The organism is Microbulbifer halophilus, from assembly GCF_026183675.1.
In the GTDB taxonomy this organism is placed as follows: Bacteria; Pseudomonadota; Gammaproteobacteria; order Pseudomonadales; family Cellvibrionaceae; genus Microbulbifer; species Microbulbifer halophilus.
In genome coordinates this window covers 67,199-90,072 of the sequence record NZ_JAPIVK010000001.1, presented here as the reverse complement: position 1 = coordinate 90,072, position 22,874 = coordinate 67,199, and the positions used below count along the sequence as shown (strand labels likewise).

Annotated in this window: 22 protein-coding genes; 16 read left to right on the top strand and 6 right to left on the bottom strand. The window is 63.5% G+C overall.

Annotated features, from left to right (window positions below):
* Positions 1-2: 2 nt before the first annotated feature.
* The 5 genes from OQE62_RS00340 to OQE62_RS00320 all read left to right on the top strand — a co-directional run bounded on the left by OQE62_RS00340 (position 3) and on the right by OQE62_RS00320 (position 4,234).
* Complete coding sequence (locus OQE62_RS00340) at positions 3-458, top strand: YcgN family cysteine cluster protein (RefSeq protein WP_265719990.1); 456 nt, start codon at positions 3-5, stop codon at positions 456-458.
* Between the two features lie 115 nt (positions 459-573).
* Complete coding sequence (locus OQE62_RS00335; RefSeq protein WP_265719989.1) at positions 574-954, top strand: GlyGly-CTERM sorting domain-containing protein; 381 nt, start codon at positions 574-576, stop codon at positions 952-954.
* A gap of 225 nt (positions 955-1,179) precedes the next feature.
* Positions 1,180-1,881: a YEATS-associated helix-containing protein gene (locus OQE62_RS00330; protein ID WP_265719988.1), complete on the top strand. Its 702-nt coding sequence runs from the start codon at positions 1,180-1,182 to the stop codon at positions 1,879-1,881.
* 152 nt (positions 1,882-2,033) lie between these two features.
* A complete protein-coding gene (locus OQE62_RS00325; RefSeq protein WP_265719987.1) occupies positions 2,034-2,879 on the top strand; it encodes an AAA family ATPase in 846 nt (281 codons plus the stop codon).
* Positions 2,880-3,052: 173 nt separating this feature from the next.
* Positions 3,053-4,234, top strand: coding sequence for a vWA domain-containing protein (locus OQE62_RS00320; RefSeq protein WP_265719986.1), 1,182 nt, complete (start codon positions 3,053-3,055; stop codon positions 4,232-4,234).
* Positions 4,235-4,368: 134 nt separating this feature from the next.
* Here the strand turns inward: OQE62_RS00320 and OQE62_RS00315 are convergent, their stop codons facing one another.
* Entirely contained in the window at positions 4,369-5,844 is a 1,476-nt protein-coding gene (locus OQE62_RS00315; RefSeq protein WP_265719985.1) for a peptide MFS transporter, read from the bottom strand.
* 202 nt (positions 5,845-6,046) lie between these two features.
* Between OQE62_RS00315 and hrpA the strand changes: the two genes are divergently transcribed.
* From hrpA to OQE62_RS00280, 7 genes are all read left to right on the top strand, one after another.
* A complete protein-coding gene (gene hrpA, locus OQE62_RS00310) occupies positions 6,047-10,006 on the top strand; it encodes an ATP-dependent RNA helicase HrpA (RefSeq protein ID WP_265719984.1) in 3,960 nt (1,319 codons plus the stop codon).
* A 173-nt stretch (positions 10,007-10,179) separates the two neighbouring features.
* Positions 10,180-10,494 (top strand): HvfA family oxazolone/thioamide-modified RiPP metallophore, encoded by a 315-nt coding sequence (locus OQE62_RS00305; RefSeq protein WP_265719983.1) that lies wholly within the window; start codon positions 10,180-10,182, stop codon positions 10,492-10,494.
* 101 nt (positions 10,495-10,595) lie between these two features.
* The gene (locus OQE62_RS00300) at positions 10,596-11,450 is read left to right on the top strand and encodes an HvfB family MNIO-type RiPP peptide maturase (protein WP_265719982.1); all 855 of its coding nucleotides are present in this window, start codon (positions 10,596-10,598) and stop codon (positions 11,448-11,450) included.
* Positions 11,434-12,207, top strand: coding sequence for an HvfC family RiPP maturation protein (locus OQE62_RS00295; RefSeq protein WP_265719981.1), 774 nt, complete (start codon positions 11,434-11,436; stop codon positions 12,205-12,207). The genes OQE62_RS00300 and OQE62_RS00295 overlap by 17 nt, the downstream gene beginning before the upstream one ends.
* 234 nt (positions 12,208-12,441) lie before the next feature.
* Positions 12,442-13,359, top strand: a complete 918-nt coding sequence (locus OQE62_RS00290; protein ID WP_265719980.1) for an MlaA family lipoprotein — start codon at positions 12,442-12,444, stop codon at positions 13,357-13,359.
* Positions 13,360-13,386: 27 nt separating this feature from the next.
* Positions 13,387-14,568, top strand: coding sequence for a PP2C family protein-serine/threonine phosphatase (locus OQE62_RS00285; protein WP_265719979.1), 1,182 nt, complete (start codon positions 13,387-13,389; stop codon positions 14,566-14,568).
* 297 nt (positions 14,569-14,865) lie between these two features.
* Positions 14,866-15,384, top strand: a complete 519-nt coding sequence (locus OQE62_RS00280; RefSeq protein WP_265719978.1) for an STAS domain-containing protein — start codon at positions 14,866-14,868, stop codon at positions 15,382-15,384.
* A 139-nt stretch (positions 15,385-15,523) separates the two neighbouring features.
* Here the strand turns inward: OQE62_RS00280 and OQE62_RS00275 are convergent, their stop codons facing one another.
* From OQE62_RS00275 to dusA, 3 genes are all read right to left on the bottom strand, one after another.
* Positions 15,524-15,976: a tellurite resistance TerB family protein gene (locus OQE62_RS00275; protein ID WP_265719977.1), complete on the bottom strand. Its 453-nt coding sequence runs from the start codon at positions 15,974-15,976 to the stop codon at positions 15,524-15,526.
* Positions 15,957-16,937, bottom strand: coding sequence for a transaldolase (gene tal, locus OQE62_RS00270; protein ID WP_265719976.1), 981 nt, complete (start codon positions 16,935-16,937; stop codon positions 15,957-15,959). The genes OQE62_RS00275 and tal overlap by 20 nt, the downstream gene beginning before the upstream one ends.
* Before the next feature lie 113 nt (positions 16,938-17,050).
* A complete protein-coding gene (gene dusA / locus OQE62_RS00265) occupies positions 17,051-18,028 on the bottom strand; it encodes a tRNA dihydrouridine(20/20a) synthase DusA (RefSeq protein WP_265719975.1) in 978 nt (325 codons plus the stop codon).
* Positions 18,029-18,246: 218 nt separating this feature from the next.
* On the opposite strand from dusA, the gene OQE62_RS00260 reads away from it, so the two are divergent.
* Together OQE62_RS00260 and OQE62_RS00255 are read left to right on the top strand one after the other, a co-directional pair.
* Positions 18,247-19,092 carry a lysozyme family protein gene (locus OQE62_RS00260; RefSeq protein ID WP_265719974.1) on the top strand — a complete coding sequence of 282 codons (846 nt, stop codon included), beginning with the start codon at positions 18,247-18,249 and terminating at the stop codon, positions 19,090-19,092.
* Positions 19,093-19,102: 10 nt separating this feature from the next.
* Complete coding sequence (locus OQE62_RS00255; RefSeq protein ID WP_265719973.1) at positions 19,103-19,543, top strand: DUF5991 domain-containing protein; 441 nt, start codon at positions 19,103-19,105, stop codon at positions 19,541-19,543.
* Between the two features lie 27 nt (positions 19,544-19,570).
* Here OQE62_RS00255 and OQE62_RS00250 read toward each other — a convergent pair whose 3' ends face one another.
* Positions 19,571-20,779 carry a glycerol-3-phosphate dehydrogenase/oxidase gene (locus tag OQE62_RS00250; protein WP_265719972.1) on the bottom strand — a complete coding sequence of 403 codons (1,209 nt, stop codon included), beginning with the start codon at positions 20,777-20,779 and terminating at the stop codon, positions 19,571-19,573.
* Positions 20,763-21,455, bottom strand: a complete 693-nt coding sequence (locus OQE62_RS00245) for a glycerophosphodiester phosphodiesterase family protein (RefSeq protein ID WP_265719971.1) — start codon at positions 21,453-21,455, stop codon at positions 20,763-20,765. Before OQE62_RS00245 ends, OQE62_RS00250 begins: the two co-directional genes overlap by 17 nt.
* A 265-nt stretch (positions 21,456-21,720) precedes the next feature.
* On the opposite strand from OQE62_RS00245, the gene OQE62_RS00240 reads away from it, so the two are divergent.
* Complete coding sequence (locus OQE62_RS00240; protein ID WP_265719970.1) at positions 21,721-22,047, top strand: hypothetical protein; 327 nt, start codon at positions 21,721-21,723, stop codon at positions 22,045-22,047.
* A gap of 63 nt (positions 22,048-22,110) precedes the next feature.
* The gene (locus OQE62_RS00235) at positions 22,111-22,812 is read left to right on the top strand and encodes a fimbrial biogenesis chaperone (RefSeq protein ID WP_265719969.1); all 702 of its coding nucleotides are present in this window, start codon (positions 22,111-22,113) and stop codon (positions 22,810-22,812) included.
* Positions 22,813-22,874 lie beyond the last annotated feature (62 nt).

The window sequence follows — 22,874 nt, the reverse complement described above, 5'->3', positions numbered from 1 at the left end:
TTGTGAGCGGCGAAGCGCCTTTCTGGCAGCGCAAAACCCTCGAGCAGATGACCGGCGCCGAATGGGAATCCCTCTGCGACGGTTGCGGCCGCTGCTGCCTGCACCGCCTGGAAGACGAGGACAGCGGCGAGGTTTACAGCACCAACGTCGCCTGCCGCCTGCTGGATACCCACTCCTGCCGCTGCGGCGACTACCCGCATCGCAAACGGCATGTACCGGACTGCATCCAGCTCGGCCCGCAGGATGCGCGCGAATTCCACTGGCTGCCCCCCACCTGCGCCTACCGCACCCTGGCCGAGGGCAGGCCGCTGCCGGACTGGCACCCGCTGGTATCGGGTTCGGCGGAAACGGTGCACCGGGCCGGCATATCGGTGCGCGATGCTGTGGTCAGTGAGGAACTGGTGCACCCGGATGACTTCGAAGAACATATCGTCACCTGGGTCGGTGACGACTCATAGGAACCTGCCTTGCAGGCGAACAGTGGCGTAGGTTGGACTGAGCCCCGCGAACTCCAAACTACGCATTCAAGAATGAATGGCGGCCAGGTGAGCCGTCTGAAGAACGAAAAAGACTATGGCTGAAGAATATCGAATTGCCTGGACCATCTATGCCGCCGGCACGGTGGTGTTATTGCTGTCGGGCTGGTGGTTTATGCGCAACTGGAGCTGGAACTGGTTGCGCCGCGCGCTGCTGGTGACCTTTGCCGCAGCCCTGTTGGTCCCCGCCCGCAGCGGTGTGCCGGAGGCGCCGTCGATGCCGGTGCTGCCGCTGTTTGTCTACCAGACCCTGTTCGAAGAGGAGGGTGCCAGGCCCGAAGTAACTGCGAACCTGGTATTCGCCACCGGCGGTGCACTGGGATTGCTGGCCCTGATCGGACTCGTCGGTCTCTACCTCCGCCATCGCCGCGAAAAGCGCCGCGAGTTCGAGGAAAACCCGTATCTCAATGAGCAGTGAACCAGCGGCAATGACCGATGATCCGCAGTACTGTTAATTACTCATTGGTCATTGTTCAGTGATCAATGGCGTCACATCCTCCTCTCCGCCGCACCCCTCCCCGGTGACAACTGCTATATCTAATAGGGCTGGCTCCGCCATGGCGCGGCGTCGTTCTCATTAGAAAAATGCCGGCAAAAGCAGGAGGCACTCGCTGTCTCGGCTGTGCAGGGCTGAGGAAACCGGATGCTCGACCATCTGCTCATCTTGACCGCGGTAATGCTGGTTTCGGGCATTCTCGGCGGCCTGGTCAACTACTACCAGATGCTGTTTACCGAGGAGGACCCCGCCGGCCTGGCGCGCTGCCTGATCATGGGGCTGTGCGGTGCCCTGATGGTGCCCATTTTCCTCAAGTTTACCCAGAGTGACCTGCTGATCGAGATCCAGGGTGATCCCTCGCGCCTGCTGCTGTTTACCGGCTATTGCCTGATGGCCGCCATTGCCTCGCGCATGTTCGTCTTCAATGCCGCCCGCCGCCAGTTGCGGGATGCCAGTATTGCCCGCGCGCGGGTGGAGAATCTGGAGCAGGAGCTGCGCGCCATGCAGTTGGAGATGATGCCGCTGCTGGAACACGAGATCGAAGGGGACACGGAGCAGGGCCCCAGTCTGGATTTCAACCAGATCCGCAAACTGGACGACAACGCCCTGCAGGTACTCAACCTGCTCAACAACGGCGACTGTGTATTCCGTTCCCTTTCCGGCATGGTGCAGGACAGTGGTATGGAAACCAACTCCGCCGCCCGCGCACTGAACAGCCTGCTGGTACTGGAAATGGTGGGCAAGATCCACAGCCATCTGGGCATTCGCTGGTATATCACCGACAAGGGCCGCCAGGTGGTGCACCGCCGCAGTACTTCCCCCGGGAACGCGGAGCTCCAGCTCCGCTAGCGGCCGCCGGGAGCGCCGAGCCCCAGCTCGGCAAGCGGGCCTGTGGCCCGCCCAGAAGTCGTCAATAAGATTGAGCGCTTCCGCCTTTCATCCGCTTCCCCCGATCAATTACCATGCGCTCTCAAGCAGAATCCCCACTGACTGGAGCGACAATGAAATTCACCGGTACCGAGAGCTATGTAGCCACCGAAGACCTGCAGATGGCAGTGAACGCGGCGGTCACGCTGCAGCGTCCGCTGCTGATCAAGGGCGAGCCGGGCACCGGCAAGACGCTGCTGGCCGAGGAGGTGGCCGCGAGCCTGGGGCTGAACCTGATCCAGTGGCATATCAAATCCTCCACCAAGGCACAGCAGGGCCTGTATGAGTACGACGCCGTATCGCGCCTGCGAGATTCCCAGCTGGGGGTGGACAAGGTTCACGATATTGGCAACTACATCAAGCGCGGCAAGCTCTGGGAGGCATTTACTGCGGACGAGCAGGTGGTGCTGTTGATCGACGAGATCGACAAGGCAGATATCGAATTTCCCAACGACCTGCTGGTGGAACTCGACCGCATGGAGTTCTTTGTCTACGAGACCGGCGAGACGATCCGGGCGAAGCAGCGTCCCATCGTGATCATCACCTCCAACAACGAGAAGGAACTGCCGGATGCCTTCCTGCGCCGCTGTTTCTTCCACTACATCAGCTTCCCGGACCGGGACACCATGCACAAGATCATCGACGTGCACTTCCCGGAGATCAAGCAGCAGCTCGTGGCCGAGGCGATGGATATCTTCTTCCAGCTGCGCGACGTGCCGGGCCTGAAGAAAAAGCCCTCCACGTCCGAGTTGATCGACTGGCTGAAACTGCTGCTGGCCGACGACATTCCCGAGGAGGTGCTGAAAAACCGCGACAACACCAGCGCGATTCCGCCGCTCTACGGCGCCCTACTGAAAAACGAGCAGGACGTACACATGCTCGAGCGCCTCGCCTTTATGGCACGACGCGAGAACCGGTAGGCTTCGTTCAACCTGGGTGGCGGTGCCGAGGCCGGGTGGCCTTTTGCGGGCACGGACTAGGCGTCCCCCCGTAAATACATCCCTGTAGGCTTGTCTGCGAGGTCCCTCTCGCAGACAGTCCCACAAAGGGCCATCCGGCATCGGCACCTTCGCCCCGATCTTCGGGGATCAATATGCTAATCGGCTTTTTCCTTAATTTACGCCGCTACAAACTGCCGGTTTCCACCACCGAACTGCTGGCCCTGCTCGAGGCGCTGCAGCAGCGGCTGGTGTTTGCGGACCTGGAGGAATTCTATTTCCTCGCCCGCACCTGCATGGTCAAGGACGAAAAGCACTTCGACAAATTCGACCGCGCCTTCGATGCCTATTTCCAGGACCTGGAAACCCTCGACGATGTGATCGAGCAGATGATTCCGGAAGACTGGCTGCGCGCGGAATTCATGAAGCAGCTCTCCGAGGAGGAAAAGGCCAAGGTGGAAAGCCTGGGCGGTCTGGAAAAATTGCTGGAGGAATTCCACAAGCGCCTCGAAGAGCAGAAGGAACGCCACAGCGGCGGTAATCGCTGGATCGGTACCGGTGGCACCAGTCCGTTTGGCAACAGCGGCTACCACCCCGGCGGTATCCGCGTCGGCGGCAACAGCCGCAACCGCTCCGCCTCCAAGGTCTGGCAGAAGCGCCAGTTCAAAAACCTGGACGACAGCGTCGCCCTGGGTAGCCGCAATATCCAGGTGGCCCTGCGCAAACTGCGCAAGTTCGCCCGCAGCGGTGCGGCCGAAGAGCTGGACCTGGACGACACCATCTCATCCACCGCGCGCAACGCCGGTCTGCTGGATATCAAGATGGTGCCGGAGCGCCACAACGCGGTGAAGGTGCTGATCTTTTTCGATGTGGGCGGCTCCATGGATCCCTACGTGCGGGTGTGCGAGGAACTCTTCTCCGCCTGCCGCTCCGAGTTCAAGCACCTGGAGTATTTCTATTTCCACAACTTCATTTACGAAGGCGTGTGGAAAGACAACGGGCGCCGCTACAACGAAACCACCCCGTTGATGGAAGTGCTGCGCACCTACAGCAAGGATTACAAGGTAATTTTCGTCGGCGATGCCTCCATGGCGCCCTACGAAATCACCCACCGCTACGGCAGCGTCGAGCACATGAACGAAGAGCCCGGTGCGGCCTGGATGGAACGGGTCACGGACACCTACAGCGACCTGGTCTGGCTCAATCCGGTGGGCGAGGAGTACTGGCAGTACACTCCCAGCATCGGCATGACCCGCAAGCTTGTCGGCGGCCAGATGTTCCCGATGACGCTCGAGGGCATGGATCGGGCCATTGCGCGGCTGGTGAAAGGGCGGTGAAGTTAATGCGGAATGCGCGGTCCGGCACTGTCTCCGCCTAACGCATCCGGGCCGCGCCCGATCCGTAGGGCGCGCCGTGCGCACCGCTTGAAACGGAGGAAGGAGACTCATGCCCTGTCCCCATTCCCCATTCCTCATTCACCAAAATGCCGCCGCGGTGCCCCCTCGTGATCCGCGGTGATGCCGATTTCCTCCCTGGTGGCGGACGTGATCTCGGTGTGTTCCTCCTCGGCGCCGTGCATCCAGTCCACCAGCCTGTCGCGCAGGAGAAACAGCAGAATACCCGCACCGATCGCCGCAATGGCGACGCCGCCAAAGGTGGCCAGCGGCCCCGATTCGCCCACCAGCTTGCCGATCTCCGCCGCACCCTTGTTGGCGATACCGATAAACGCAAACCACAATCCCATCATCAGCGACAGGTAGCGCAGTGGCGAGAGCTTGGTGACCATGGAAAGGCCGATCGGCGACAGGCACAGCTCGCCCACGGTGTGGAATATGTAGGCGAACACCAGCCACCAGATACTGGCCTTGAGGGTTTCGGAGTCGCCGATCTGCAGCGCCGCGCCGCACATGGAGACGAAGCCCAGGCCGAGAAAGATCAGGCCCATACTGAATTTTCCCGGCGAGGTGGGTTCGCGGTCGCCAAGGCCCACCCAGATGCTGGCGATCAGCGGTGCCAGGATGATGATAAACAGCGGGTTGACCATCTGCAGCCAACTGGCGGGAATCTCCCAGCCCAGGATATGCAGATCGGTGTTGTACTTGGCGAACAGGTTCATGGAGCCTGCCGCCTGCTCGAAACCGGCCCAGAAGATCACCGTGAATACCCCCAGGATCAGGATCACCCGGATGCGGTCCCGCTCCTCCGGCGTCAGGGGTTGGCGTTTGTCCTCGATATTGGATGTCGGGCCGAGCTTTGCCGACGGTTGTATACCGATTTCGCCCAGGTAGCGCCGGGCCTGGGTCACCTGTAGTAGCAATCCCAGCAGCATGCCCAGTCCGGCGACAAAAAATGCCAGCTGGTAGTTCACCTTCTCGCCGATCCAGCCGATCACCAGGTAGCCGAGGATCGAGCCGAGGTTGATGCCCATATAGAAAATGGTGAAGGCGGTGTCGCGGCGGTGGTCGCCCTCGTCGTAGAGGTCGCCCACCATGGTGGAAATGTTCGGCTTGAGGAAACCGTTGCCGACAATCAGCAGCGCCAGGCCCAGCCACAGCATGGTGATCTCGCTGCCGTCCGGCAGCCAGGCGTGGGGGAAGCCGAGGGAGAACTGCCCCAGCATCATCAGCACACCGCCGAAGATGATACAGCGCCGCTGGCCCCATTTGTTGTCCGCCATCCAGCCGCCGATGATCGGCGTCAGGTAGACGAGCATCGCGTACCAGCCCAGGTAGGAGAGTGCCTTCGACTGCAGCTCCGTATCGGACAACCGGTCCCAGCCGAACACCGCCGCGGTGCTGGCCGAAGTCAGGTAGAACACGAAGATACCGCGCATCCCGTAGTAGCTGAGACGCTCCCACATCTCGGTACCGAACAGCAGGTAGAGCCCCTTCGGGTGACCGAGCATTTCCCCCGCGTCGGCCGGGGGCCTGGGTTTGGGTTCTTGCATGGATACAGCTCGCAAGTGACGGTTCGGGAGCGCGGCACCGGGATCTGTGCTGCGGGCGCCTGCCGTGCAGGCGATTGCCGGGGCCCGGGCCGGGCCCTGTCTCCGCTCAAGTATAGATCAACGCCAACGCCCGCGGGCTGTGCCAGTGAAGCCGTCGGCCGCGGCGGGTATAATCGCCCGTTTGTCGCAATGGCCCTGAATTATGAGTCACGCCCGAGACAGAGCCCCCAACCCGCGAGGCGAGAGCGATCCGCAAGCCCTGGAAGAGCAGATTTCCCTGTGTATGGGCCGCGATCGCCACCGCCTGCGCAAGACACTGAAGAATGCCCGCCGGCGCCTGCGCGACGGCAAGCCGGCGGATCGTATGCTGGGCCAGTTGGCGGAGCAGTTGGAGGTCTCCCGGGTCCTGGCCGAAACGCGCCGGCAGAAGCTGCCGGAAATCACCTGGCCGGAAGAGCTGCCGGTAGTGGAGCGGCGCGAGGAGATCGCCAGGCTGGTGGCGGAACACCAGGTGGTGGTGGTGGCCGGGGAGACCGGCTCGGGCAAGACCACCCAGTTGCCGAAGATCTGCCTGGAAGTGGGGCGCGGTGTCTACGGCCAGATAGGCCACACCCAGCCGCGCCGCATCGCCGCGCGCACCGTGGCCAACCGCATCGCCGAGGAGCTGCAACAGCCGCTGGGACAATCGGTGGGCTACCAGGTGCGCTTTACCGATCACAGCACCGAGCAGACCCACGTCAAACTGATGACCGACGGCATATTGCTGGCGGAAATCCAGCGTGACCCACTACTGGGCAAATACGACACGCTGATCATCGACGAGGCCCACGAGCGCAGCCTCAATATCGACTTCCTGCTCGGCTACCTGAAAACCCTGCTGCCGAAACGGCCGGACCTGAAACTGATCATCACCTCCGCCACCATCGACCTGCAGAAGTTCTCCCGGCATTTCGACGACGCGCCCATCATCGAGGTATCCGGCCGCACCTACCCGGTGGATATTCACTACCGCCCGCCGGCGGATAGCGACGCAGACCTGAGCGAGCAGTTGATCGCGGCCACGGAAGAACTGTTGCAGGAGGAAAAAGCCAGCGGCGGCCGACGCGGCGGCGACATCCTGGTCTTCATGAGTGGCGAGCGCGAGATCCGCGAGTGCGCCAAGGCACTGCGCCACGCACAAATCCCGCAGCTAGAGGTGCTGCCCCTGTACGCGCGCCTGAGCCTCGCGGAACAGAACCGGGTCTTTCGCTCCGGTTCGAAGGGCCGCCGCATCGTGCTGGCCACCAACGTCGCCGAGACCTCGATCACCGTACCCGGCATCCGCTATGTGATCGATCCGGGCACGGCGCGTATCAGCCGCTACAGCTATCGCAGCAAAATCCAGCGGCTGCCGGTGGAGGCCATTTCCCAGGCCAGCGCCAACCAGCGCGCCGGCCGCTGCGGCCGCGTCCGTGCCGGCGTCTGTGTGCGTCTCTACGACCAACAGGATTTCGAGCAGCGGCCGGAATTCACCGATGCGGAGATACTCCGCACCAACCTGGCGGCGGTCATCCTGCAGATGCTGCAGATGCGTATCGGCGATATCCGCGATTTCCCCTTTGTGGACCCGCCGGACCAGCGCCTGATCAACGACGGCTACAGACTGCTGCAGGAACTGCAGGCGGTGGACGCCCGCGGCAAAGTGACCCCGCTGGGCCGCGCCCTGTCGAGGCTGCCGCTGGATCCGCGCCTGGGCCGCATGCTGGTGGCCGCCGCGGCCAAAGAGCACGACAGCCTGCGGGAGATGCTGGTGGTCGTCAGTGCACTGGCGGTGCAGGATCCGCGCGAGCGCCCGGCGGAAAAGCGCCAGGCCGCGGACGAAAAACACCGGCAGTGGCAGCACGAAAAGTCGGACTTCCTGTCTTTCGTACAGCTGTGGGACGGCTTCGAGGAACAGCGCCAGGCATTGAGTCAGAACCAGCTGCGCAAATGGTGCCAGCGAAATTTCCTTTCCTGGCAGCGCATGCGCGAGTGGCGGGATATCCACTACCAGTTGCGCATCGCCTGCCGGCAGATGGACATGAAAGTGGGCGCGGATGGCGATACACCGGCGGACTACGCCGCGATCCACCGCGCAATATTGCCGGGCCTGCTGGGCAATATCGGCCTGCGCGATGAAAACAGGGAGTTTATCGGCTGCCGCAACCGGCGCTTCCATATCTTTCCCGGTTCCGGCCAGTTCAAGAAGCCGCCGCGCTGGGTGGTGGCGGGGCAACTGCTGGAGACCAGCCGCCTGTTCGCGCATACGGTGGCCAGGATTGAACCGGATTGGGTGTTGGCCGCGGCCGAGCACCTGGTCAAGCGCCACTATTTCGAGCCCCACTACGACGCCCGCGCCGGCCAGGTAAAGGCGTTCGAGAAAATCACCCTGTACGGGCTGGTGCTGGTGGAGAAGCGCCGCATCCACTACGGCAAGCTGGATCCGGAAACCGCGCGCGAGGTGTTTATTCGCCAGGCGCTGGTGGAGCAGCGCTACCGCGGCAAGGGCCGGTTTTTCACCCACTACACGGACCTGCTGGGGGAGCTGGAAGACCTGGAGGCCAAGTCTCGCCGCCGGGATATCCTGGTGGACGACGAAGTGATCTTCCGCTTTTTCGACGAGCGGATACCCGCGGATATCGTCAACCTGGCCGGTTTCGAGCACTGGCGCAAAAAAGCCGAACAGAAAGACCCGCAATTGCTGTTTGTCCCGCGGGAACTGCTGATGCAGCAGACCGCGGAGCATGTGGGCGAGGCGCAGTTCCCCGATACGCTGCAGGCGGGCGGTATCGAATATCCGCTCGGCTATCACTTCGAGCCCGGCAGCGCCGAGGACGGTGTCAGCATCCAGGTGCCGGTGGGAGCCCTGCACCAGGTGCCGGCGGCGCGCCTGTCCTGGCTGGTGCCGGGGCTGCTGCGGGACAAGTGCATCGCGCTGGTGAAAAATCTGCCCAAGCAGTGGCGCAAGTATTTTGTGCCGGTGCCGGCGGCCGTGGACAGGGCGCTGCCGCGTATGCAGCCGGACAATGTGCCGCTGTGGCAGTCCCTGGCCGTCGAGCTCAAGCGGCAGACGGCGCAGCAGGTGCCGGATGCGGACTGGCAGGCGGCGGAGCAGTCGCTGGAGGACTTCTACCGCTTCAATATCCAGGTGCTGGATGAGGCCGGAAAACTGCTCGACCAGGGCCGCGACCTGGCCCCGCTGCAGGCGCGCTACCGCGACCGGGTGCAGAAAGAGCTGGCCACCAGCGGCGACGACTTCGAGCGCGAGCAGATCACCCGCTGGGATTTTGGCGACCTGCCCGAGACCCATACCCTGCAGCAGGGCAGCCTCAAAGTGCGCGCCTACCCGGCACTGGTGGAGGAAAAGGACAGCGTGGCGCTGAAATTGCTGGACAACCCCGGCGAGGCGCGGCGATTGTCCCGCGCCGGCATCTGCCGCCTGGCGCTGCTGCACCTGCCGGAACCGGTCAAATACCTGCGCAAGGAACTGCTGCGCGGCAGGGAGCTGGGGCTCTCCGCCGCCGATCTGGGAAGGCGCGAGGATGTGGCGGACGATATCCTGCTGGCCGCCGCGCGCGAGCTGTTCTGGCCGGAGGACAACTGGCCGCGCACAGAGCAGGAGTTTCTGGCAGCGCTGGAAAAGAGCGACCAATTGGTGGCCACCGCCCAGGAAATCGCCGAGCTGCTGGTCAAGGCGCTGACGCAGCTGGTGCCGCTGCGCAAACAGATCAAGCAACAGAAAAACCTGGCCGTGGCCATGGCGGTGGGAGATATCCAGCAGCAGCTCGCCGGGCTCTTCTACCGCGGTTTCCTGTTCGATACGCCGCTGGAGTGGTTGCGCCAGTACGGTCGCTACCTGAAGGCCATTACCATGCGCCTGGAAAAGGCGGCGCTGGACCCGAACCGCGACCGGCGCCTGCAGGCGGAGTTCGGCAAGGCCGCCGAACCCTGGCTGGCCCTGGCGGAGCGGCACACGCCGCGCGCCCTGGCCGCGGAGCCGCAACTGCAGCAGTACCGCTGGATGCTGGAAGAGTTTCGCGTATCCCTGTTTGCCCAGTCCCTGAAAACCCTGATGCCGGTCTCTGCCAAACGCCTGCATAAACTGTGGCAGGAAATCGACCGCGAGGGGCCATTTGCCGCATAGGTACGCTGAAAGAATGACAGAGTTCGCATCTGGGAGGTTTCTGTCGAAACTGTGCCGGGAAGTCTGTAGTCTGAAAATGCGACCGTCGGACTATAATGCCGTGATGTCGGTTTGTGTATCGTCATTCCGTACAGATGTGCCAAATTCCAGGGTTATATTCAGGAGAATCGCTTATGTCCAAGAAAAATCTTACCCCGGTAGCGACTGCCGTCGGCGCCGCCTTCCTGGCATCGGCCGCCATGCATGTGTCCGCCGGCCACGCCGACGCCAACCCCTTCGCCGCGGAGGAGCTTTCTTCCGGTTACAACCTCGCCGCCAATGAGCAGGATGAGGGCGATAAAAAGAAAGAGGGTCGCTGCGGCGAAGACAAGAAGAAAGAGGGAAAATGCGGCGAAGGCAAATGCGGCGAGGACAAGAAGAAAGAGGGCAAGTGCGGCGAAGGTAAGTGCGGTGAAGGCAAGAAAAAAGAGGGCACTTGCGGCGGCTGACAGCCGCACCCTGCCGTAAACCTGTTCCCCACAGGCGATGGCCGCGGCCATCGCCTGCGGGGATTTCGCTCGCAATCCGTCACTCCTTCCCGGATGCACTGATGTCTGTCGATCACCCGGAACACTATCCCGTCGACGGCGCCGGCCTGGGGCTGCGCCGCTCGATGGTGGACGAATCGATTTCGCCGGATGCCGTCGACTTCCTCGAAGTGGCACCGGAAAACTGGATCGGTGTCGGCGGCCGCTTCGGCCGCTGGCTGCGCGAATACACCGAGCGCTTCCCGTTCGTGATTCACGGCCTATCGCTGTCCATCGGCTCGCCGGCGCCGCTGGACCTGGAGCTGGTCAGGTCGGTGAAAGGTTTTATCCGCGAGCACGATATCCGCTGTTACAGCGAGCATCTCAGCTACTGTTCCGATCACGGCCATCTGTACGACCTGCTGCCGATCCCGTTTACCGAGGAGGCGGTGCACCATGTCGCCGGCCGGATCCGGCAGGTGCAGGACCTGCTGGAACAGCGTATCGCCATGGAAAACGTCTCCTATTACGCGGCGCCCGGCCGCGAGCTGGATGAACTGACCTTTCTCAATGCGGTGCTGGAGGAAGCGGACTGCGACTTGCTACTGGACGTCAACAATATCTATGTGAATTCGATCAACCACCGCTACGACCCGCTGGAATTCCTGCGCGGCCTGCCCGCGGAGCGGATCCGCTACGCCCATGTGGCCGGGCATTTCGACGAGGCGGAGGACCTGAAGGTCGACACTCACGGCGCGCCGGTGATCGACCCGGTGTGGGAATTGCTGGAGCAGGCCTACCGGATTCACGGCCCCGTGCCCACGTTGCTGGAGCGGGATTTCAATATCCCGCCGCTGCCGGAACTGCTGGTGGAAGTGGCGCGGATCCGGTCGATACAGGCGGAAGCCGGGGAGGCGGTGCATGTCGGCTGTCGATGACCCCGGCTTTCAGCGGCTGCAGCGCCAGTTCGCCGCCCACCTGCGCGCGCCGGATCGCCACGCGGCGCCGTCGGATATCGAGGACCGGCGCCTGTCGATCTACCGCGACCTGATTTACAACAATATCGAATCCTTTATCGCCGGCGGTTTTCCGGTGCTGCGCCGCCTCTACGGGGACGGCGACTGGCACCGGCTGGTGCGGGATTTTGTCTCGCGCCACGCGTCCGCCAGCCCCTACTTCCTGCAGATTGGCGAAGAATTCCTGCACTATCTGCAAAACGAGCGCAAGTCGTACACCAGTGACCCGCCGTTCCTGCTGGAACTGGCTCACTACGAGTGGGTGGAACTGGCGCTGGATGTGAGTCCGGAAACCTGGCCGTCCGGTCTGCTGGCGGAGGGAGATCCGCTGGAACTGGTGCCGGTGGTATCGCCGCTAGCGTGGAATCTCAGTTACCGCTACCCGGTGCACCGTATCGGGCCGTCCTACCGACCCACCGAGCCGCCGGAGACACCGACTTTCCTGCTGGTCTATCGCGACCGCAAAGACGAGGTGGGCTTCATGGAGGCCAACGCCGTCACCGCGCGCCTATTGCAACTGGCGGAGGCGGAACCGGCCAGCGGCCGCCGGCTGCTACGACGATTGGCGTCGGAATTGCCACAGGCGGACGAGCGGGCGGTGCTCGGTTTCGGGCGCGACTTGCTGCAGAAGCTGCTGGGGCTCGATGTGATCGCCGGCTTCCGGTTGCCATCGCAATAACTCCCCTCTCCCTAACCCTCTCCCGGGGGGAGAGGGGACGGTGTGGTGGAAAAATCAGGCAGGAGGACGTCATGGCCATGGAGCTACGTGCTCCCCCTCTTCAAGCAATACGAAATATCGATGATTCAGATCGGAAAATTGAGCCAACTGCTATGCTGCCGAGGGTGGTTAGCACTTGGCTGGGGCGGTAGAATCCCTGCCCACGCAAGGTTGAGAAAAGAGAGGAGCAGGGTTTTGCTGGGACGCACAGTTTATTTGCCCTGGTTGTTCGCCGCGATACTGGCCGCCGCGCCGGCGCTGGTGGCGGCGCAGGATCCGTTTGACGAACCGGTTGAACCGGCCGCGGAGCAGGAGACCCCGGAGGCGGATGAGCCGGCCGCCGATGGTGGTGACCCCTTTGCCGAGGGTGGCGACACCGGGTCGGATACCGATGAATCCGGCGCATCGCTGGAAGATGAATACGGTTTCGATCCGGCGGGTGCCTTCGCCAGCGAGGAGGAACCGGCGGAGCGGGATCCCTGGGAGGGGTTCAACCGCGCCATCTTCCGCTTCAACGACACCGCCGACCGCTGGGTGCTGAAACCGGTGGCCACCAGTTATCGCCAGATTACGCCGATCTTCATGCAGACCGGTATTCGCAACTTCTTCAATAATTTGGGCGAAGTCACCAATATCTTCAATGGTCTGCTGCAGTGGAAATGGGGCCGGGTGGGCAACGATACCGGCCGCCTGCTGGTCAACAGCACCGTGGGTGTTGCCGGCCTCTTCGACGTGGCACAGCATATGGGGCTCGAGGCCGGCGACGGCGAAGACTTCGGCCAGACACTGGCGGCCTGGGGCGTGCCCTCGGGGCCCTATCTGGTGCTGCCGTTTATGGGGCCGTCCACGGTGCGGGGCGTGCCGGGCCAGGCTGTGGACTGGTATACCAACCCCCTGACCCATATCGACCACGATGCCACCCGCTATGCGTTCAAGGGCACCGACCTGATCCAGACCCGAGCGGGCCTGCTCCAGGCGGAAACCCTGCTGCAGGGCGATCGCTACCTGCTGCTGCGGGATGCCTACCTGCAGCGGCGCGACTATCTCGTTGTGGACGGCGAGCAGGAGGACGATTTCGGCAGCGATATCGACGATGACGAATACGATTTCTGACTCCGCTGCCTGCAGACGGGCCACTTCATGGTCGACTTCCACAGCCTGTTACTGATTGAAGAGGACCAGCCGTCGCGCGAATTCGTGCGACGCGCGCTGGCGCGTCTGGGATACCAGGTGACCGTAGCCCAGAGCGGTGTAGAGGGCATCGGCAAATTCGCGCCGGGCCTGTTCCGGATCGTCATCACCGACCTGCACCTGCCCGATATGGGGGGGCTGGAGGTGTTGAGAAAGATCAAGCAGTTGTCGCCGGAAACCGCGGTAGTGGTGTTGTCCTCCAACAGCCAGGTGGGCGATGTGGTGCAGGCTCTGCGCCTGGGTGCTGCGGACTACCTGCTGAAACCGATCGAGGATGTGGCCGTCATCGATCACGCCATCTGCCGCATCACCCAGGGGGAAACACTCAAGCAGCAGAACCGCGAGTACCGCGACGAGCTGGAGCGGCGCAACCGCGAACTGCACGATCATGTCGAGGTGCTGCAGCGGGATCACCAGGCCGGCCGCCTGCTGCAGCAACACCTTCTGCCGCGGACTCCCTACCAGTACCCCGGCGGCATCGAGGCCGCCTACCGGCTGGTGCCCTCCCTCTACCTCAGCGGCGACTTTGTCGACTACGGTCTCTTCGGCGAGCGCTTTGTGGCTTTCTACCTGGTGGATGTGTCCGGCCACGGCGTCTCCTCGGCGCTGGTCACGGCGCTGATCAAACACAGCATCATGCACCGGTTGCGGGAGCGCCCGCTTTTCACCCGGCTGGACGCCCTGGACTCGGATCTGCTGGAGGTCCTCGATCTGGTCAACCGCGAATTGCGTTCCACGCGACTGGACAAGCACGCCAGCATGTTTGTCGGCGCCATCGACAGCGGCGCGCGTCGACTGCACTACGCGGTGGCCGGTCAGATGCCCATGCCGGCGCTGGTCACAGAGGGTGCTGCCGAGTGGCTGCCCGGCAAGGGGCGGCCGCTGGGACTGTTCGACCGCGGCGACTGGCAGGTTCTCTGTGCCGAGCTACCCGCCAGCTGGCGCCTGGTGGCCTGCTCTGACGGTGTGCTGGAACTGTTGCGGGGAGATCTGTTGGAGAGAGAGGCGCACCTGTTGCACGCCATAGACAGCAGCCGCGGCGACCTCGACAGCCTCTGTGCCGCCCTGCATGTGGATACCTGTGAGGCGCAGCCGGATGACATTGCGATTCTGACGTTGCGGCAGGGGTAGGTCCGGTGGCCGCGAACGGCGCTCCTCTCCCTGACTCTCTCCCCCGGGAGAGGGGATTTGCCCGCTGCAGGGAGTGGGCTCGGGGAAGGGGGTGGCGGTGGTGACTCGTAAGTCCGTTACACCGCCATCAGTCCCCTTGCCAGTCCCGCCGGTCAGGAGTAAGCTCCGCCCACTTTATGCACAAAACTGTATTGCGGCGGTTTTTACCGGATCCTCCGCAGTCTGGTTCTCCACAAGTGAACTTGCCGTCCGCGCGCGCGAATCATTCGAGGCGGGTTGGATGTGCCAGGGGTTGTTATGCAGTCCGGGCAAATTATGGTTGGGGCCCACGAGGGCATCTACGTGATCAAGCTGGTCGGCGACGTTCGCCTCAACCTTTGCACTTCTTTCGATAACTTTATCGACAAAATGTTTGCGCACGACGACTTCAACGATGTCGTCTTCGACCTGCACAACGCCGAGGGCGTCGACAGCACCACCCTGGGCCTGATGGCCAAGATCGCCATTCGCGCGCTGGAGCGCGGCTGCCAGAAGCCCCTCGCCCTGAGCGCCGACAAGGGCATCCGCCACCTGCTGGACGCCATGGGTTTCGAATCGTTGATCGAAGTGAGCGACGAAGAACGGGACTACTCCGCAAAGCCCGAACCCCTGCAGTGCAAAAACCCGGACGAATGCGCCGCGCGGGAAAAAGTCCTGGAAGCCCACCGCGTGCTGATGAGCCTGAACGAACAGAATGCGGCAACCTTCCGCGACCTGGTGCAAACACTGGAAAGGGAATGCGAGCCCTATTCGAAGCCTTCGGTGCAGATGCACTGATGTTTTTTAATGCGGAATGATGAGGAATACGCGATCTGGCATTTTCGCTGCCTAACGCATCCGGGCCGCGCCTAAGCCGCAGGGTGCGCCGCCCGCACCGCTGGAAACGGGGGGAGGGGGCTCACACCCTGTTCCGCATTCACTCCATTCCCCTCGCCTCCGCCCGCGCCCGGGTAAACAGGCCGTGCGGCAGGTAGATCAGTTCTGCCACGCGGCGGATCAGGTGTTCCTCGAAGGCTTCGATCACCTCGTCGGAAAACGCCACCTGCCACATCTGGCGCACCAGCAGGTATTTGTCCTTTTCACTGAACTGGTCGTTGACCGTCTTGGTAAACTCGAACAGCGAGGTGGCCTGTTCACGGTGGGCGAGGGCGTTTTCCATCAGCTCGCCGGCGGTTTCCGCGTCCAGCTGGTAGTGCTGCTGCAACACCTGGACCAGGGTCTGTCGCTCGCGGTCGTCGAGCTTCTGGTCCACCGTGGCCACTTCCGTCAGCAGCGCGGCGCTGATCATGCGCACATCTTTTTCATCGCGCACTTCCACATCGGCGTCGCCGCCGATCTGTTCGAACAGTTTACGAATCTGTTGCAACATCTCTTTCCATACTCCCGGCCATCTGTTCCTGCAGCAGCGCTTCCAGCCGCTCCTGATCCTTGATGAAGTTGCGGATGCCCTCGGCCAGCTTCTCCGTCGCCATCGCATCGGCGTTCAACTGGTAGCGGAATTCCTCTTCGCCCAGCGCCCGCGCCGGCCGCGCTTCGCTGGCCACTTCGGACCCCAGTCCGCCGGCCAGGGGGCTGGAATCCTCTTCCAGCTCCTGCAGCAGTTGCGGGCTGATGGTCAGGCGGTCGCAGCCGGCCAGTGCCTCAATCTCGTCGGTGTTGCGGAAGCTGGCACCCATGACGACAGTCGGGTAGTCGCGGGACTTGTAGTAATGGTAGATGCTGCGCACCGACAGTACGCCGGGATCGTCGTCGGCGGTGAAGTCGTCGCGGCCGCTGGCGGCCTTGTGCCAGTCGAGGATGCGGCCCACGAACGGCGAGATCAGGGTGACGCCGGCTTCGGCACAGACCACCGCCTGACAGAAGCTGAACAGCAGCGTCAGGTTACAGCGGATACCCTCGCGCTCCAGCACCGCCGCGGCGGCGATGCCCTCCCAGGTGGAGGCCAGCTTGATCAGCACCCGCTCGCGGGCCACGCCGATCTGCTCGTAGAGGCCGATCAGGCGGCGCGCATAGTCGATACTGGCGCGGGTGTCGAAAGACAGTCGCGCGTCCACCTCGGTGGAGACCACGCCCGGCACCAGTTGCAGTATCTCGCCGCCGATGGATACCGCCAGCTTCATCGCCGCCAGCTGCGCCCGGTTGCCGGATTGTCTGCCGGCCCAGGCGAGGGCCTCGGCGATATGCTCGCGGTACTGCGGCAACTGTGCGGCCTTGAACAGCAGCGACGGGTTGGTGGTGGCGTCCTGCGGTACATAGCGGCGGATGGCCTCGATATCGCCGGTATCGGCGACCACCTGGCTGCGCTGTTTGAGTTGTTCCAGTTTGTTCATTGAATCCCTCACCTGCCTGGTTGTTTTCGCGGGGCGAGAAGCTGCGCCTAGATGTGTTGTGCCTCTATAGGGTGCGCACGGCGCACCCTACGCGAGTCCCAGTCCCCAAACTATTACGCCGCCTGTGTTACAAGCGCCAGCGCCTGCTCCAGCACCTCCGGCCCGGCGCCGGGTTTGTGCGCGTTTTCGCTCAGGTGGCGGCGGAAGCGACGCGCGCCCGGCACACCCTGGAAAAGCCCCAGCATATGACGGGTGATGTGGTTCAGCCGCGTGCCATGGCCCAGTTGCCGTTCGATATAGGGCAGCATCCTGCCGACCACTTCCACCGGGGTTGGACCGGATTCGCCGCCAAACAGTTCGCGGTCTACCTGTGCCAGCAGATTGGGCATCTGGTAGGGCGCGCGCCCCAGCATAACACCGTCCAGTTGCCGCAGGTGTCCGCGGCATTCGTCGATGCTGTCGATACCGCCGTTGAGCACGATCTCCAACTGCGGGTAGTTCCGTTTCAACCGGTAGACCATGTCGTATTTGAGCGGCGGTATCTCGCGGTTCTGCCGTGGGCTGAGGCCGTCCAGCCAGGCCTTGCGTGCGTGCACGATAAAGGTGGTGATTCCGGCGTCCGCCTGGGCCTCGACAAAGCGCGACAGGCCGGCGTAGTCCTCCATGTCGTCAATACCGATACGGTGCTTGACCGTGACCGGGATGGACACCGCCTCGCGCATCGCCGCCAGTCCCTCGGCCACCAGCTCCGGCTCCGCCATCAGGCAGGCGCCGAAGCGCCCGGACTGTACCCGGTCGCTGGGGCAGCCGCAGTTCAGGTTGATCTCGCTGTAGCCCCACTGCTCGCCCATGCGTGCACAGGCCGCCAGCTCCCGTGGATCGCTGCCGCCCAGCTGCAGCGCCACCGGCAGCTCCGCGGCATCGAACTGCAGGTGCCGCTCGCGGTCGCCGTGAATCAGGGCGCCGGTGGTGACCATTTCCGTGTACAGCAGCGCGTGACGGCTCAGCAGGCGCCAGAGATATCTACAATGACGGTCACTCCAATCCATCAGCGGCGCGGTGCAGAAGCGGTGGGAAAGTTGGTCGGGCATATCTCGACTTCAGATTGCGGAGGCCTGCGGGGTGGTCCGCGGCGGAGAAGGTGGTACACAGTAGCCCGATTATACCTGTTGTCGAAGCCGGGGTCGCCGTTCCCGGCCCCGTCCGTGCGACTGGCGGTTCCCTCGGGCGGCCGTTATGTGAACGGCCGCGCGTTATCCTCCCGCGACAATTTTTACACTGGGCAGCCTGAATCTCCAAGGAGCTGGATATGAGAAGTCTCGCCGGATCGGTCGGTTCCCGTGGCAGGAACTTTCCCGATGATGTCAGAAGGGTGCAGGAGTTACTGAACCGGGCCACCCGGGTACCCTGGGCCCTGCTGGCAGTGGATGGCCGGATCGGCCCCCTGACGATCGGTCGTATCGAGGATTTCCAGAGGAATGTGCTCGGCTTTTCCAGGCCAGATGGCCGGGTCGACGTAGGGGGAAGGACCTGGCGCAACCTGGCCCGCTACACGGATGAGACCCCCGGGTACTTCCAGGGCGTATTCTCCGTACACCCGCCGGCCAGTGAAAATCGCGTGAATGGAGGTGGCAGCGGCCGGCCCGACGGCGCCATTGCCTGGGGCGCCAAAGTCTCGACCCGCTTCAAGACCAGGGTCAGGGAAATTGCCGGCAATCTCGACATATCGCCGGATTTCCTGATGTCCTGCATGGCGTTCGAGACCGGCGAAACCTTCAGCCCGTCGATAAAGAACGCCGCCGGCAGCGGCGCCACCGGGTTGATCCAGTTTATGCCCCGAACGGCCAGGGGGCTGGGCACCACCACTGAAGAACTGGCGAAAATGACGGCGGTAAAACAGCTGGACTATGTGGAGATGTATTTCCGGCCACACCGGGGCAGGCTGAGCACGCTGGAGGATATCTACATGGCGATTCTCTACCCGGCGGCAATCGGCATGGACCCGGAGGATCCGCTGTTCCGCCGCGGGGCCAAAACCTATGAGCAGAATGCCGGCTTCGACAAGAATGACGACGGGGTGATAACCCCGGCCGAAATCTCGGTCAAGGTCAGGCAGAAGTATGAAAAAGGGCTTCAGGAAGGCTATCTCGGATAAGGGGAAACCTGTGCTTAAAAAGTTCTCGATGGCGGTGTTTTGTGCCCTGCAGCTCCTGCTGGCCGCCGCCTGCCAGTCCAGCGTGGACTGGGACGGCATCTACACTTTCAGTGAAAAACTCGGCGAGGACCCCGGCGGGGCCGCCATGCTGGTGGAGTATCGGCTCGAACTCGACGGCGAGCGCTGCCGGCTGCAAATCACCGGCTACCAGTCCGACACCCGCATCCGCTGCAGCCTCCGCGCGGCGGGGAACGGGGCGGAGATCCGCTTCCGCTCCTACGGCAACGGCGAGGTCGAAAACGTATACGGCGTGCAGGTATATCAGGTGGGTGAGCGGCTGTTTACCCTGCACCGTGCATCCACCGGCTCCAAAGCACTGGTGACGGAGTGGGGCGGCCTGGTGCCGGATTCGATCGGGGAGCAATCGGGCAATTACTTCACCCGGCAGTAGCCTTACGGAATTCCCGGGCCGTTTTGCCTAGAGATTGCGTTCCTTTTCGGAGACCGCGGCCTGGCCGTTGCCGGTTGTCCGCTTGCCGCCCCCGCCGCGCCCACCCTCCAGCGTCGGCTTCAGCATCTTCACGACTCTGCGCGCCGTGGCCCGGTAGCTGGTGAGTTTGCCGCCGGCGACCGCCAGTATCCGCGGCCTTCTCTGCCGGTTGCCGCAGATCAAGGTTTCCCGCGGGCGGGAGAAGGGGCGCTTGCTGTCCCGGGGCAGTACGCGCAGGCCCGCGTAGCTGTGACAGATATTGTGTACCTCTAGTGAGCGGGTCGGCGGGAAGCATCGCTGTATTGTGCGCAGCAGGTAGCTCTCTTCCTCCAGGGTGGATTCCAGGTCGCGGGGATCGCCGCCGTAGCTGCGCTCGGTGGTGCCCACCAGGGTCTCGCCCCGCCAGGGCATCACGAACACCGCGCGCCCGTCTTCCGCCTCCAGGTAGAAAATCCGCTCGCCCAGGGAGATGGGCAGGAGGATATGGCTGCCGGCCACCAGGTCCAGCGGCGGCAGTGGCACAGCCGGGCTGCAGCGGGAGTTGGTGTCCGCCACCCAGGGGCCACTGCAGTTGACCAGCGCCCGGGTGCGCAGGGTGTTGAGCTGGCCGTCGGCGACATAGTCGACCCGGACCCCGTCTGTCGTCAGCTCCGCCCCCACCAGGCTGCCGGGGCAGATCAGCTGCGCGCCCCCGGCAACGGCGGTCTCCACCACGTCGCGGGTCAGGGCGGCGTCGTCGGTCTGGGCGTCGTAGTAGCGATAGACCGCCACCAGTTCGTCGGTGTCCAGGCCGGACAGCTCGTCCCACTCGGATCGGGGCAGGGCGCGAAAGCGCGCCCGGCGGTCGGTGACGCCGGCCAGCAGCGCATAGAGGCTCAGGCCCAGGCGCACCAGCCAGGCGGGCCTCCTGCTGTCCCGGTACACCGGGATATAGAAGGGCAGCATCCGCACCAGCCCGGGCTTGTTGGCCAGCAGCCAGCGTCGCTCGCGCAGACACTCGCGCACCAGGCCGAACTGCCCGGTCTCCAGATAGCGCAGGCCGCCGTGGATCAGTTTGGAGGAGCGCGACGAAGTGCCGGCGGCGATCTCGAGCTGTTCGAGTATCGCCACCCGGTAACCGGCCGCGGTCAGGGCCTCCGCCGCACCGGCACCCTGGATGCCCGCACCCACCACGAGGACATCAAAATCCGTAGACATCACTGGCTTCCCGGGAGCGCATCAGCAACGGCAGATTGCCGGTGAGAATATGGTGGGCACCGCGGGCGCGCCAGTGCACTGCCTCCTCGGCGGAGTTGATCTCGTATACAACCCACTGCCAGGGACCCGGCGGCAGCTCGTTGCAGTCGACGCGACGGTCGCGGATAAGCAGGTAATCCGGCGCCAGGGTGATCACCTCTGCCGACAGGCTGCCGATGGCACTGTCGATCTTCAGCGCCACCTGGTGGCAGCCGAGACTCCGGGCCAGCCGCAGGCTGCGGATATCCCGGCAGAGCAGGACGAAGGATTCGCTGTAGGCGCGCAGCAGTTGCACCAGCGGCGCGACGGCGGCATCCGCGCCCAGGCGCGCCAGCGTCTCCGGCGCCAGCTCCACAAACCAGTCCAGATGCCGGTGGTGGCCGGCCCAGTCCACCAGTTGGGAGAAGGTATTCAGGGGCAGACGCGCCAGTTCGCGGTCGCGGAGCCGGTGAAATGGGCGTTTGCCGCCGGCGTCGGGCAATTGCACCGTGTCGCCGTGAAAGCACCAGGGTGTGCGGTCGACGCTGTAGCGGATTTCGGTCTGGATGGCGCAGGCGCCCAGACAGTGCGCGCCCTCGAAGGCCGCGAGGGTGTTTTCCTGCTGGCGTATCCTGTCGCCTCGGTGAGCAATCAGCATTGGGATAGATCCGGGTGGCAGACGTTATTTTCATCCAAATGCGAATAAAACCGCGCCCACGGGCGCGCTGGATTACTCGAGTCTGAGCGGTTCCCGGCGGCGCTGTCGGCAGCCGCCCCTCTAGAAAAAATAGTCGGTGGGAGGGAGGTTGCAAGGCGAGCGCGCGCGAGAAGTGGCGCCGATATTGGGGGCTAGACTTCAGGGGAGGGTTCCCCGGATGACGGTGGACTCCGGTGTACGGTGTTAGAGGTTGGAAGTTGACACTATGAGGTATGGAAAGCCTATCGTCTGCGTCCTTGCGCTGGCCAATTGTCCACTGCCGGTTACCGGCGTCGCCGCGGATACCACATCGGCATCCGCTTCCGCGCGCATCACCTTGACCATTCCCGCCAGGGTGCAGGTCATGCGCCCCGGGGGGAGTGGTCGGCCCCGGCTGTGTCTGGGGCATATCCCCGCCCGGCGGTACTACCTGGTGGTCGAGCGCGGCGCCGATAGCGGCTTGACCGGGCGGTTGGAGGGCAGGGACGGCAGTTACTGCCTGCCGGCCGAGATCACCGAAAATGCCAGTGGCGTCACGGTGGTGGCGCAGTAGTTGTTTCCGCGCCCGGTGGCTTTAGAATGGTGTTGAATACCACCACGCCGCTGTTCCCGACTTATGAGAAAAATAATCGCCGTCGCGCTTCTGCTGATCGCCCCGCCGGTATTCGCCGGGATGTCGCTGGACAAGATCATTGTCTACCTGGACGACTCCCCCAACGCCCGCGACGATATTGTCGTCAGTAACCCGGATGACGAGACCCTGTATCTGCAGACGGAGATCTACCGGGTGGAAAATCCGGGGCTGCCGGACGAAAAGCGGGTGCGGGTAGTCGATCCCAAGGAGTTCAAGCTGCTGGTCAGCCCGGCGAAGGCGGTACTGGCGAGTGGCGAGCAGAAACGCTTTCGCCTGATGTCGCTGGAGCGGGATCTGGAGCGGGAAAAGGTGTATCGGGTCACGTTCAAGCCGGTGGTGGGCGATATCAAGACCGACCGCACCGCGCTGAAAATTCTCGTCGCCTATCAGGCGCTGGTTTTTGTGCAGCCGCAGGGCGGTGACTACGAGCTCAAGCTGCGGGAAAACGATGGCGGCTGGGAGTTGAAAAACACCGGCAATATCAATGTCGAGATCAGCCGTGTACAGCACTGCCTGAGCGAGGTCGGGTGCGAGCCGCTGGAGCTCAAAGGGCGACTCTACGCGGGCGCCTCGCTACCTATCGAGCGCCCCCTGACCGGTGGGCAGCTGAAGCTGCTGGCGCGCAGCAGTGCGCGGGCCGGGGAGGTGGTGTTGCCCTTGCCACTCGGTGTGCCCGGAAATTGAAATGTCGCCGCGCGGGAGCCCGTGTGCGGACGAACCCTAAGCCGGGCATCGCACTATTTGCC